We start from the raw sequence: 12757 nt of genomic DNA on the forward strand, positions 1-12757 counted from the left end.
TGGCCTGGGATGTTTTCCCCTTCGCATGTGGACATTCACTACCATGCTGACTGAACAGAAAATCCCACTAGGCCAGTACATCGCTGCCTTCGTCGACTGGTTGACCCAACACGGTGCCAACTACTTCGACGCAATCGCATCGACACTGGAAACGATGATCCACGGCGTGACGTTTGCGCTGACCTGGTTCAATCCACTGGCATTGATCGGTCTGATTGCGCTGCTGGCTCACTTTATTCAACGTAAATGGGGACTGACTGTTTTTGTCATCGCCTCCTTCCTGCTGATCCTCAACCTGGGGTACTGGCAGGAAACCATGGAAACCCTCGCGCAGGTGCTGTTCGCCACCCTGGTCTGCGTGGTCATCGGTGTGCCGCTGGGCATTGTTGCCGCGCATAAGCCGATGTTCTACACCATGATGCGGCCGGTACTCGATCTGATGCAGACCGTGCCGACCTTCGTCTACCTCATCCCTACCCTGACCCTCTTCGGGCTGGGTGTGGTGCCTGGGCTGATTTCCACGGTGGTGTTCGCGATTGCCGCGCCGATCCGCCTGACCTACCTGGGTATCCGCGATGTGCCGCAAGAGCTGATGGACGCCGGCAAGGCCTTTGGCTGCTCGCGCCGCCAGTTGCTCTCACGCATTGAACTGCCCCACGCCATGCCGAGCATCGCCGCCGGCATTACCCAATGCATCATGCTGTCGCTGTCGATGGTGGTGATCGCCGCCCTGGTAGGCGCCGACGGCCTCGGCAAGCCAGTGGTCAACGCACTCAACACTGCCGATATTGCGCTGGGCTTTGAAGCGGGCCTGGCCATTGTGTTGCTCGCCATCATGCTCGACCGTATCTGCAAACAACCCGACGCTAAAGTAGGGGGTGATGCATGAGCATTATCCGATTCGACAAAGTCGACGTTATCTTTTCCAAAGACCCACGCGAAGCGCTCAAGCTGCTGGACCAGGGCATGAGCCGTAACGAAATCCTGAAGAAGACCGGGCAGATCGTCGGCGTCGAGAACGCCAGCCTGGATATCGAGAAAGGCGAGATCTGTGTGCTGATGGGCCTCTCGGGCTCAGGCAAATCCAGTTTGCTGCGCTGCATCAACGGCCTCAATACCGTCAGCCGTGGCCAGCTGTTTGTGGAGCATGAAGGGCGTCAGATCGACATCGCCTCCTGCACCCCCGCCGAGCTGAAAATGATGCGCACCAAACGCATCGCCATGGTGTTCCAGAAGTTTGCCCTGATGCCTTGGCTGACGGTGCGCGAGAACATCAGCTTCGGCCTGGAGATGCAGGGCCGCCCAGAGAAAGAACGACGCACACTGGTGGACGAGAAACTCGAACTGGTGGGCCTGAGCCAATGGCGCAACAAGAAGCCCGACGAGTTGTCCGGTGGCATGCAGCAACGCGTCGGCCTGGCTCGCGCCCTGGCGATGGACGCCGATATCCTGCTGATGGACGAACCCTTTTCGGCCCTCGACCCGCTGATCCGCCAAGGCTTGCAAGATGAGCTACTGGAACTGCAACGCAAATTGAGCAAGACCATCGTGTTCGTCAGCCACGACCTGGATGAAGCACTCAAGCTCGGCAGCCGTATCGCGATCATGAAAGACGGCAAGATCATCCAGTACAGCGTGCCGGAAGAGATCGTGCTGAACCCGGCGGACGACTATGTGCGCACCTTCGTCGCCCATACCAACCCGTTGAACGTGCTGTGCGGGCGCAGCCTGATGCGCACCCTGGATAACTGCACGCGTGTGAATGGTTCGGTATGCCTTGATCCGGGTGGCGACTCTTGGCTGGACCTGGCTGAAGGCAACACCATCCAGGGCGCACGCCAGAATGGCGTGACGATGAACCTGCAGAATTGGGCGCCAGGGCAAGCCGTGGAAGGATTGGGCCGCGTACCGACGCTGGTGGACTCGAACATCGGCATGCGCGATGCGTTGCAGATTCGCTACCAGACAGGCAACAAGCTGGTGCTGCATGACAACAACAAGGTGGTAGGGATTTTGGGAGACAGTGAGCTCTACCACGCCCTGCTGGGCAAAAACCTGGGTTAAGGCAACCCTGGATCGTTCCCACGCTCTGCGTGGGAATGCACCCTGTGACGCTCCGCGTCACGACTTCAAGAGCGGGACGCGGAGCGTCCATGGCGGTGTTCCCACGCAGAGCGTGGGAACGATCATGTCAGGGAAGACACCACCAGGCTTCAACTATCAGCTATAGACCCGGCCAAGGAGCTGCCGATGGCTTTCAAACTGATCGAGCACATCCCGGGTGATCTGCTCCTGGGTGAAGCCCATCAGGTCATACTCCTGCGGCCCGTTGTGCAGGTACACCTCGGCACGATAGTAACGGGTGCGCTCTTCTTCAGGCAGGTCAGCCGGTGCCGCCGAGTAGCCATCCAGGCTCACTTCGTAGACAAACGGGTTGCCCTCGTCCATCTCGATCCGCACGCCGATGCAGCGCTTGGATTTGCCCAGCAGGGTCTGCACTTCCAGGCCCTGATCACGCAACGCACTCGCGGCTTCTTCCAACGCCGGCGTTACGTGCTTGTCCATAAAGCGCTGCACGGTGGCCTGGCTCGGTTGCAGGTCCAGCGCCGTCAAGCGCTCGCTGAAACCACGACGCCCGCGTTCAGCCAATTGCGCTTGCTCCTGTTCGGTGGCCACGTCCTGGCGCATGGCCTTGTGCAAACCGAACATAAAGAACACCAGCACCACAGAGAACGGCAGCCCCGCCAGCACCACCATGGTTTGCATGGCTTCGAAGTTGCCGGCAAACAGCAGACCGATGGTCACCAGGGTGATCACCGCCGACCAGAAGATACGCAACCAGTGCGGCGCATCTTCATCCACATTGCCGCCTTTGCAGGAAAGGTTGGCCATCATCACCGCGCCGGAATCCGCAGGCGTCAGGAACAGCACGAAGCCCACGAAGATCGACACGCCGATCACCACTTTCGACGCCGGGTAATGCTCAAGCAGTTGGTAGATGGCCATGGACGGTTGCTCCAGCGCCGTCTTGCCCAACTCCACCGCCCCGTGGTTCAGCACCAGGTCCAGGGCCGAGTTGCCGAAGATCGACAGCCACGCCAGGGTAAAGCCCAGCGGGATCAGCAATACGCCAGCCACCAGTTCGCGCACGGTGCGACCACGGGAAATACGCGCGATGAACATGCCCACAAATGGCGCCCAGGAAATCCACCAAGCCCAGTAGAACAAGGTCCACAGGCCCATCCAGCGTTCGGTCTTGGCACCGTCGCCTTCGTACACATACAGGTCGAAGGTTTTCAGCACGATACCGTTGAGGTAATCACCGGTGTTCTGCACCAGGCCATTGAGCAGGTGCAAGGTAGGGCCGAACAACAGCACGAAGATCAGCAAACCGCTGAACAGCACGATGTTGAGGTTGGACAGACGACGAATACCGTTTTCCACACCCGACACGGCGGCAATGGTCGCCACGGTGCTCATCACGATGATCACGATCAGCAAATTGGTATTGCTGTGCTCCATGCCGAACAGGTTTTCCAGCCCCGACGACACTTGCATCGAGCCGATCCCCAGGTTGGTCACCAGGCCCAGCAGGGTCACGAACATGCCGAAACCGTCTACCGCATGGCCAGCCGCGCCCTTCACCCAACGCTCGCCCACCAGCGGGTACAGCGCCGAACGCAGGGCCAGCGGTTGGTTGTGGCGGTACGCAAAGTACGCCACGGCCAGGCCGACCAGCGCATAGATCGCCCAGCCGTGCAGGCCCCAGTGCAGGAAGGTCAGCTGCAGCGCCTGGCGTGCCGCGCCATTGCTGGCGGCAGCGCCTTCGGGCGGGTTGAAGTAATGGTCCAACGGCTCGGACGCACCGAAATACAACAGCGAGATGCCGATACCCGACGAGAACAACATGCCGGCCCAGGCGCCGTAGCTGAAGTCTGGGGTATCGTCCTTCGCACCCAGCTTAAGTTTCCCATAGGACGAAAACGCCAGGCCGACCACAAACACCAGGTAGGCGGCGATGACCACCATGTAGTACCAGCCAAAGCTTTTCGACAGCCAGGCCTGGGCTACGCCGAGCATGCGCCCGGCCTCCTGCGGGGCGACGATCAGAATGGCGGTCAACAATAAAATCAGCGCGGTGGAGGTGTAGAACACCCAACCGTTGACCCGGACCTTTTCCGGTGGGGTCTTTATAAGAGAGGCAGAACTCATGGCGCAGATGCTCCAGGCAGTGCGAGAGAGAAACACAAGGCAACGGTTATCCCGGGACATCGATTTTTCGGCAGTCGACGGACGGGTGTTATAAAGACACCCCAAAATTCTTGAGCCCGCCTAAGCGGTGATCAGGCTCTGAAGTGGCCTGTTTCAAGGGTTTTCGCAGGTGTCGAAGGTTGCAGCTCGCAGGTAGGAAACATCTGTAGGCAGCGACCATTTGTCGCAGATCTTATTCTTTGTTGATTGAACGTTCAATCAAAACAAAATAGACTGGCCCTCAAGCCGACGGACGTGGATCGCCCATCGGCAGGCCTAAGGAGAGGTGCTACATGCCCAAGGTCGGTATGCAACCCATACGCCGCCAGCAGTTGATCGAAGCCACGTTGACGGCCATCGATCGGGTCGGGATGGGAGATGCCAGCATTGCGCTGATCGCCCGTCTGGCCGGCGTCTCGAACGGCATCATCAGCCACTACTTTCAGGACAAGAACGGCCTGATCGCAGCAACGATGCGCTACCTGATGAATGCGCTGATCGAGAACGTGCAAGAGCGCAGGCGTGCCTTGAAGGATGACAGCCCACGGGCGCACCTTCAGGTGATCATCGAAGGCAACTTCGACGCCAGCCAGGTCAACGGCCCGGCAATGAAAACCTGGCTGGCCTTCTGGGCCACCAGCATGCACCACCCGTCATTGCACAGGTTGCAGCGGATCAACGATCACCGTCTGTATTCCAACCTGTGTTGCCAGTTCCGCCGTGCGATGCCGTTACCCGAGGCACGCAGCGCAGCCCGCGGGCTGGCGGCTTTGATCGACGGTTTGTGGTTGCGCGGCGCCCTGTCGGGAGACGCTTTCGACACGGAGCAGGCGCAACGGATCGCTTACGAATACATGGATTTCCAATTGGCCAAGCAGGTGAGTTAGAGCCCTTATAAATGCTCAACCCCTGAACGTCCGCCGCTCAGTATTGCCACACCCCCATGGCCCACTGTTCGGCGGGTAACGCCAACCACTTATGCACTTGCGAGGACTTTATGGCCCGTTTCGACCTGCAAAAACTCTACATTGACGGCGGCTACAGCGACGCTGGCAGCGATGCCACCTTCGAAGCCATCAACCCGGCTAACGGTGAAGTTCTCGCCCAAGTGCAACGCGCCACCAAAGACGACGTTGAACGTGCCGTGGTCAGCGCTGAAAAAGGCCAGAAAATCTGGGCCGCCATGACCGCCATGGAGCGTTCGCGCATCCTGCGCCGTGCCGTGGACATCCTGCGCGAGCGCAACGATGAACTGGCCGCCCTGGAAACCCTGGACACCGGTAAAGCCTTCTCCGAAACCAAGTACGTCGACATCGTCACCGGCGCTGACGTGCTGGAATACTACGCCGGCCTGGTACCTGCCATCGAAGGCGAGCAGATCCCACTGCGCGACACCTCGTTTGTCTACACCCGCCGCGAGCCGCTGGGCGTGGTTGCCGGTATCGGCGCGTGGAACTACCCGATCCAGATCGCCCTGTGGAAATCCGCACCGGCCCTGGCTGCCGGTAACGCGATGATCTTCAAGCCAAGCGAAGTCACCTCGCTGACCACCCTGAAACTGGCCGAGATCTACACCGAGGCTGGCGTTCCAGCGGGCGTGTTCAACGTACTGACCGGCAGCGGCCGTGAAGTCGGCACCTGGCTGACCGAGCACCCGCGCATTGAGAAAGTCTCCTTCACCGGCGGCACCGACACCGGCAAGAAAGTCATGGCCAGCGCGTCGAGCTCCTCGCTCAAGGACGTGACCATGGAGCTGGGCGGCAAGTCCCCGCTGATCATTTTCGACGACGCCGACCTCGACCGCGCCGCCGACACCGCCATGATGGCCAACTTCTACAGCTCCGGTCAGGTCTGCACCAACGGCACCCGCGTGTTCGTGCCCAAGCACCTGCAAGCCGCGTTCGAAGCCAAGATCGTCGAGCGTGTGGCGCGTATTCGCATCGGCAACCCGGAAGACGAAAACACCAACTTCGGCCCGCTGGTCAGCTTCGCCCACATGGAAAGCGTGCTGGGCTACATCGCCAAAGGCAAAGAGCAAGGCGCCCGCCTGCTGTGCGGCGGCGACCGCCTGACCGAGGGTGACTTCGCCAAAGGCGCCTTCGTGGCCCCGACCGTGTTCACCGACTGCACCGATGACATGGTGATCGTGCGTGAAGAAATCTTCGGCCCGGTGATGAGCATCCTCACCTACGAGACCGAAGAAGAAGTGATCCGCCGTGCCAACGACACCGACTTCGGCCTGGCCGCTGGCCTGGTGACCAAGGACCTGAACCGCGCCCACCGCGTGATTCATCAGTTGGAAGCCGGTATCTGCTGGATCAACGCCTGGGGCGAGTCCGACGCGAAGATGCCGGTTGGCGGCTACAAGCAGTCGGGTGTGGGCCGTGAGAACGGGATCAGCTCGCTGAACAACTTCACGCGTATCAAATCGGTACAGGTTGAGTTGGGCGATTACGCCTCGGTGTTCTAACACCTTATGGGCCTGGAATGCTCCTCTGTGGCGAGGGAGCTTGCTCCCGCTGGGCTGCGAAGCAGCCCCATTCCAGACCCAGTAGTTCTTTCAGACAGAACTCGAGCGCTGATTTTGCGACTGCTGCGCAGTCGAACGGGAGCAAGCTCCCTCGCCACAAAAGCAGCCTGAACCCATTTTACGAGGGTACATTCATGTCCCAAGAATACGATTACATCATTGTGGGTGCCGGCTCTGCCGGTAACACCCTGGCGACCCGTCTGACCGAAGACGAAGGCGTCACTGTTTTGCTGCTGGAGGCCGGTGGCCCGGACTACCGCCTCGACTTCCGCACCCAGATGCCAGCCGCCCTGGCTTTCCCGCTGCAAGGCCGCCGCTACAACTGGGCCTACGAAACCGATCCAGAGCCACACATGGACGGCCGCCGGATGGAATGCGGGCGCGGCAAGGGCCTGGGTGGTTCTTCCCTGATCAACGGCATGTGCTACATCCGCGGCAACGCCATGGACTACGACAACTGGTCGAAGCTGCCGGGCCTGGAAGACTGGACCTACCTGGACTGCCTGCCGTATTTCCGCAAAGCCGAAACCCGCGACATCGGCCCCAACGATTGGCACGGTGGCGACGGCCCGGTCAGCGTGACCACGCCGAAAGCGGGCAACAACCCGCTGTTCCACGCCATGGTTGAAGCGGGCGTACAGGCCGGTTACCCACGTACCGAAGATTTGAACGGCTACCAGCAAGAAGGCTTCGGCCCGATGGACCGTACTGTCACGCCGAACGGCCGTCGCGCCAGCACCGCACGCGGCTACCTGGACACGGCTAAAAAGCGCTCGACCCTGACCATCGTCACCCATGCCCTCACCGACAAAGTCTTGTTCGAAGGCAAGCGTGCGGTCGGCGTGCGTTACCTGATCGGCGCTGCCGAAGAACGCGTTGAAGCCCGTGCGCGCAAAGAAGTGCTGGTGTGCAGTGGCGCAATCGCTTCGCCGCAACTGCTGCAACGCTCCGGTGTCGGCCCGGCCAAACTGCTGGAAAGCCTCGACATCCCGGTGGTTCACGACCTACCTGGCGTGGGTGAAAACCTGCAGGACCACCTTGAGCTGTACCTGCAATACGCGTGCACCCAGCCAGTGTCGCTGTACCCCTCGCTGCTCTGGTACAACCAGCCGGCCATTGGTGCCGAATGGCTGTTCAACGGCACCGGCATCGGCGCCAGCAACCAGTTCGAAGCGGGCGGTTTTATCCGTACCCGTGAAGAGTTCGAGTGGCCAAACATCCAGTACCACTTCCTGCCGGTGGCGATTAACTACAACGGCAGCAACGGTGTGAAAGAGCACGGTTTCCAGGCGCACATGGGCTCCATGCGTTCGCCAAGCCGTGGCCGTATCCAGCTGAAGTCGAAGAACCCACGGGACTACCCGAGCATCCTCTTCAACTACATGGCCACCGAGCAGGACTGGCAGGAGTTCCGCGATGGCATCCGCCTGACCCGTGAAATCATGCAGCAGCCGGCACTGGACCCGTACCGTGGCCGCGAAATCAGCCCCGGCATTGAAGTGCAAACCGATGAACAGTTGGACAAGTTCATCCGCGAGCACGCCGAGACCGCGTTCCACCCGTCCTGCTCGTGCAAGATGGGCACCGACGAGATGGCCGTAGTCGATGGCGAAGGCCGCGTGCATGGCATGCAGGGCTTGCGTGTGGTCGATGCCTCGATCATGCCGATCATCACCACCGGCAACCTGAACGCGCCAACGATCATGATCGCCGAGAAAATCGCCGACAAGATCCGTGGCCGCAAGCCACTGCCGCGCAGCACCGCTGACTACTACGTAGCAGGCGATGCGCCGGTGCGTGGCAAGCCTATGCGTGAAGTAGGGCCATTGGCGCAGTAACCGAAACACCCCAGTGATTGATCGTTCCCACTCCGCGTGGGAACGCATCCTGTGATGCTCTGCGTCACGCCCTTCAAGAGCGGACGCAGAGCGTCCAGGGTGGCATTCCCACGCAGAGCGTGGGAACGATCACACAACAAAACCTCCCTTGATCAGCTCCCCGCCCAGGCCTACTCTGTTCGCCTGCCCGCGCCGAGCCGCCCACAAGGAAGGCCCCATGTTCGAACACCACGCCACGCTCAAGAAACACTTCGGTGCCCTGCGCACCACCGCCGAATTTTTCTCCCTGCGCTACGTGCGCGAATCCGGTCAGTACCTGTCAGTACGCAAGAACGTCGCCGAGCCGCCTCACCTGGGCCATGACGAAGGCGCCATGCTTACCGTGCGTCTCAACGGCGTGGAAGCCTACGCCGCGACCAACGACATTTCCCTTGCCGGCCTGCAAGCCGCCCTTGAGCGCGCTGAACAGCAAGCCCGGTTGATCAAGCCTCACGCCCTGCTCGACCTGCACCAGCAGCCAGTGTCCAGCGACGTCGCCGACTACCTGTCGCCCGACCTCGACCAGCCCTTCCCATCCCTGAGCGACTGCTACCAATTGCTCGGCGATGAGTCCGCCGCCGTGCCCAAGGATGAGCGCCTGGTGAGCTGGGAGGTCAGCCTGGGGACCACGCGGGTTGAACAGATCTATCTCAACAGCGCTGGCGCGCAATTGCGTCAGGCCCAGCGCTTTGTCTTTCCGGGCCTGAGTGTGACCGCCTTCGACGGCAACGACAGCCAGACCCGTACCCTGGGCGGTACCAACTTCGGCCAGCAAGGCAGTGCCGGGGTGATCCAGCGTTTTGGCCTGGTGGGCGCCGCCCGCAAGGTGGCCGACGAAGCCCTGCAATTGCTGCTCGCACCGAATACGCCCCACGGCCCGCGTGACCTGCTGCTGATGCCCGACCAAATGATCCTGCAGATCCACGAGTCGATCGGCCATCCGCTGGAGCTGGATCGCATCCTTGGTGACGAGCGCAATTACGCCGGCACCAGTTTTGTGAAAGCCAGCGACTTCGGCCACCTGCAATATGGCTCACCGCTGCTCAACGTCACCTTCGACCCGGACATCCCCGAACAGCTTGCCAGCTACGCTCATGACGACGACGGCACGCCTGCCAGCAAGCAATTTCTGATTCGCGAAGGCCTGCTGCTCAAGCCCTTGGGCGGGGCCTTATCGCAATTTCGCGCCAACCTGCCAGGCGTCGCCAACAGCCGCGCCTGCAGCTGGAACCGTGCGCCCATCGACCGCATGGCCAACCTGAATATCGAACCTGGGGATAAAAGCCTCGCGCAATTGGTGGGCGGCATTGAGAGCGGCATCCTGATGTCGACCAACCGTTCGTGGTCCATCGACGATGCGCGCAACAAGTTCCAGTTCGGCTGCGAGTGGGGCCAGTTGATCGAAAACGGCGAACTCAAGGGCGTGGTGAAGAACCCCAACTACCGGGCGATTTCCGCGCAGTTCTGGCGCAAGCTCAGCGCGGTAGGCGACGCCAGCACCTTCAAGGTCTTGGGCACGCCGAACTGCGGCAAGGGCGAACCCAACCAGGTGATCCGTGTCGGCCATGCGTCGCCGGCCTGTGTATTCAGCAATGTCGATGTATTTGGGGGAGATGCCTGATGAACCACTTCAAGGCTTTGGTGGATTGGCTCAAGCAGGCGGTCACCGATCAAGAACAATTTCATCTCGGCTACGCGGATGAGGCGTCCGAGTTCGTGCGCTTCAACCACGCGCAGGTACGCCAGGCCGGCCAGGTACAGCAGGCCAGCCTGAACTTCAAGCTGATCAACGATGGGCGCCACGCCGACCTGGGTATCACCCTGTCCGGCGAGGCGCAGTTGGATCGCCAGCGCCTGGCGAATGGCCTGCAACAACTGCGCGAGACCTTGCCGCTGTTGCCGCCTGACCCGTACCTGCTGCTGAATCCCGACGCCTGGCACAGCCATAACGAACAGCTGCGCCCGCTGCCGGAACTGGCCCAAGTGCTGGACGACATCAGCCAGGCCGCCGATGGCGTGGACCTGGTTGGCTTCTACGCCGCCGGCCCGATCAGCCGTGGTTTCGCCAGCTCATCGGGGGCGTTCGGCTGGCACCGGGCTAACAGCTTCAATTTCGACTTCAGCCTGTTCCACGCCAATGGCGAAGCGGTAAAAGCCAGCTACGCCGGGCACACCTGGAACAGCGCCGAATTCGCCGCCCGTTTCCAACAGGCCCGTGAGCAACTGGCGTTTCTCGGTCGTCCGCTGCACAACCTGGCGCCAGGCCAGTACCGCGCCTACCTGGCGCCGGCAGCGCTGGAAGAAATCATCAGCATCATCACCTGGGGTGGTTTTTCGGCCCAGGCCATCGCGAGCAAAGGCAGTTCGTTGCAACGCCTGTACGCGGGTGATCAGTCATTGAGCCCGCTGGTGACGGTGGATGAGCAGATCAGCGGCTCCCTGAGCCAGGCGTTTTCCACTGAAGGCTACCCGCGTGAGGATGTCACCCTGATCAACGCAGGCAAAGCCGAGGGCCAGTTGGTCAACTCGCGCAGCGCCGCCGAATACGGCTTGAACACCAACGGCGCCAGCAGCGACGAGTCGCCCAGCGCCCTGCAAATGGCGGCCGGCAGCCTGGCCCAGGCCGATATTCTCAAGCAGTTGGGCACCGGTCTGTATATCAGCAACCTCTGGTACCTGAACTACTCCGACCTGCCGGCAGCGCGCCTGACCGGCATGACGCGCTTTGCGACCTTCTGGGTGGAAAACGGCGAGATCAAGGCGCCGGTCAGCACCATGCGCTTTGATGACAGTGTCTATCAGTTGCTCGGTTCGCAATTGGAAGCGCTGACCGCTGATCGGGAGCTGCTGTTGTCGGCCAGTACCTATGACCAGCGCAACACCGCTTCCAACCTGTCGCCAGGCGCTTTGGTAAACCGTTTGACGCTGACTTTATAAACTGTAGGAGCGAGCTTGCTCGCGAAGAACGTACAGACACCGCGGGCTGGCTGTCAGCGCTGCGTTATCGTTGTCGTTTTTCGCGAGCAAGCTCGCTCCTACAGTTCAATAACCTGCGCTGCGACGAAACTTCTATCCCGCCTACTTTGGCCGTTCGGCATGTTGTCGCTCTGCTTATTCCTCGTTATAACGGTTAATGGCTTCTCGCCACCCCTGCCCACGAGAGCATAACCTTGCCCGGGAAAGGCAAGCTGGAGCGTTGACATGAACCATGGAAGTTTCGTCATAGAAAAACTGTACAAGCACTACAACGTTCACGTAGAGCAACTGGGTAACGACCCGCATAGAAAAACCGTACTGATGGTCAATGGCGCGTTGTCCACCACGCGCTCCTTTGCCCGCACCAGCAAATGCCTGGCCGAGCACTTCAATGTGCTGCTGTTCGACTTGCCATTCTCTGGCTTGTCACGCGAGCACAACACCGAACTCGACCTGGTCACCAAGGACGACGAGGTGCAAATCCTGCGTGCCTTGGTAGCACGCTTTGCGGTCAACCATCTGGTGTCGGCCTCATGGGGCGGCATCTCCACGCTGTTGACCCTGGCGCACAACCCGCCCTCCATCGAAAGCTCGGTGGTGATGGCCCTGGCGCCCAACCTCAACCAGGCGATGCTGGAATATGTCGAGCGCGTGCGTGTGCTGATCGAGGCCGATGACAAGTCGGCGGTCGGCCATCTGCTCAACGAAACGGTTGGCAAATACCTGTCGCCGCGCCTCAAGCGCAATAACCATCGACACCTGTCGACCATGGCCACCACCGAATACCGCCAGGCGCGCTTTCATATCCATCAGGTGCTGGGCTTGGGCGATGGCAACTACTTGCCGGCGCTGCGGCAGATTGAAACACCGGTGCACTTTCTCAACGGCGCGCTGGACGAATACACGCCGGCCGACGAAGCCCAGCTGTTCAAACACTACGTAGGCCGCAGCAGCTTTGCGGTGGCCGAACACACCGGCCATCTGCTGGACCTGGAGTCCCGCGAAGCCGCGCTGGCAGTGCATCGGGCGTTGCTGGATTTCCTGGTGGGCGAGCATGTGACATTGTCAGATATAGACGAACCGCCAGTGGGAAAAGCGGCGACGGATGGCGCATAATCGCCAA

At 60.7% G+C, this 12757-nt stretch carries 9 protein-coding genes; 8 read left to right on the plus strand and 1 reads right to left on the minus strand.

The features are described 5' to 3' along the window. The first annotated feature begins 43 nt into the window (after positions 1-43). On the plus strand, positions 44-889 hold the full coding sequence (gene choW, locus ACP7CZ_RS12800; protein WP_003194913.1) for a choline ABC transporter permease subunit: 846 nt from the start codon (positions 44-46) through the stop codon (positions 887-889). After that, positions 886-2064: a choline ABC transporter ATP-binding protein gene (gene choV / locus ACP7CZ_RS12805; RefSeq protein WP_054922367.1), complete on the plus strand. Its 1179-nt coding sequence runs from the start codon at positions 886-888 to the stop codon at positions 2062-2064. Before choW ends, choV begins: the two co-directional genes overlap by 4 nt. A 156-nt stretch (positions 2065-2220) precedes the next feature. On the opposite strand, the gene ACP7CZ_RS12810 is transcribed toward choV, so the two are convergent. After that, positions 2221-4155: a BCCT family transporter gene (locus ACP7CZ_RS12810; protein ID WP_230633881.1), complete on the minus strand. Its 1935-nt coding sequence runs from the start codon at positions 4153-4155 to the stop codon at positions 2221-2223. Positions 4156-4544: 389 nt separating this feature from the next. On the opposite strand from ACP7CZ_RS12810, the gene betI reads away from it, so the two are divergent. The 6 genes from betI (at position 4545) to ACP7CZ_RS12840 (ending at position 12750) form a co-directional block, all read left to right on the plus strand. Then, the gene (betI, locus tag ACP7CZ_RS12815; protein ID WP_054898188.1) at positions 4545-5138 is read left to right on the plus strand and encodes a transcriptional regulator BetI; all 594 of its coding nucleotides are present in this window, start codon (positions 4545-4547) and stop codon (positions 5136-5138) included. Positions 5139-5248: 110 nt separating this feature from the next. Next, positions 5249-6721, plus strand: coding sequence for a betaine-aldehyde dehydrogenase (gene betB, locus ACP7CZ_RS12820; protein WP_014720261.1), 1473 nt, complete (start codon positions 5249-5251; stop codon positions 6719-6721). Positions 6722-6915: 194 nt separating this feature from the next. Continuing rightward, on the plus strand, positions 6916-8619 hold the full coding sequence (gene betA / locus ACP7CZ_RS12825) for a choline dehydrogenase (protein ID WP_054898187.1): 1704 nt from the start codon (positions 6916-6918) through the stop codon (positions 8617-8619). Between the two features lie 217 nt (positions 8620-8836). Beyond that, a complete protein-coding gene (locus ACP7CZ_RS12830) occupies positions 8837-10279 on the plus strand; it encodes a TldD/PmbA family protein (protein WP_054922362.1) in 1443 nt (480 codons plus the stop codon). Further along, positions 10279-11595: a TldD/PmbA family protein gene (locus ACP7CZ_RS12835; protein ID WP_294138208.1), complete on the plus strand. Its 1317-nt coding sequence runs from the start codon at positions 10279-10281 to the stop codon at positions 11593-11595. The genes ACP7CZ_RS12830 and ACP7CZ_RS12835 overlap by 1 nt, the downstream gene beginning before the upstream one ends. A 264-nt stretch (positions 11596-11859) precedes the next feature. Next, entirely contained in the window at positions 11860-12750 is an 891-nt protein-coding gene (locus ACP7CZ_RS12840) for an alpha/beta fold hydrolase (RefSeq protein ID WP_034128899.1), read from the plus strand. The last annotated feature ends 7 nt before the right edge of the window (positions 12751-12757 follow it).

It is taken from the genome of Pseudomonas sp. DWP2-2, from assembly GCF_049897065.1.
In the GTDB taxonomy this organism is placed as follows: domain Bacteria; phylum Pseudomonadota; class Gammaproteobacteria; order Pseudomonadales; family Pseudomonadaceae; genus Aquipseudomonas; species Aquipseudomonas paracarnis.

Coding starts and splice junctions, on each gene's coding strand:
- choW (WP_003194913.1), top strand. CDS start 44: ATGCTGACTGAACAGAAAATCCCACTAGGCCAGTACATCGCTGCCTTC.
- choV (WP_054922367.1), top strand. CDS start 886: ATGAGCATTATCCGATTCGACAAAGTCGACGTTATCTTTTCCAAAGAC.
- betI (WP_054898188.1), top strand. CDS start 4,545: ATGCCCAAGGTCGGTATGCAACCCATACGCCGCCAGCAGTTGATCGAA.
- betB (WP_014720261.1), top strand. CDS start 5,249: ATGGCCCGTTTCGACCTGCAAAAACTCTACATTGACGGCGGCTACAGC.
- betA (WP_054898187.1), top strand. CDS start 6,916: ATGTCCCAAGAATACGATTACATCATTGTGGGTGCCGGCTCTGCCGGT.
- ACP7CZ_RS12830 (WP_054922362.1), top strand. CDS start 8,837: ATGTTCGAACACCACGCCACGCTCAAGAAACACTTCGGTGCCCTGCGC.
- ACP7CZ_RS12835 (WP_294138208.1), top strand. CDS start 10,279: ATGAACCACTTCAAGGCTTTGGTGGATTGGCTCAAGCAGGCGGTCACC.
- ACP7CZ_RS12840 (WP_034128899.1), top strand. CDS start 11,860: ATGAACCATGGAAGTTTCGTCATAGAAAAACTGTACAAGCACTACAAC.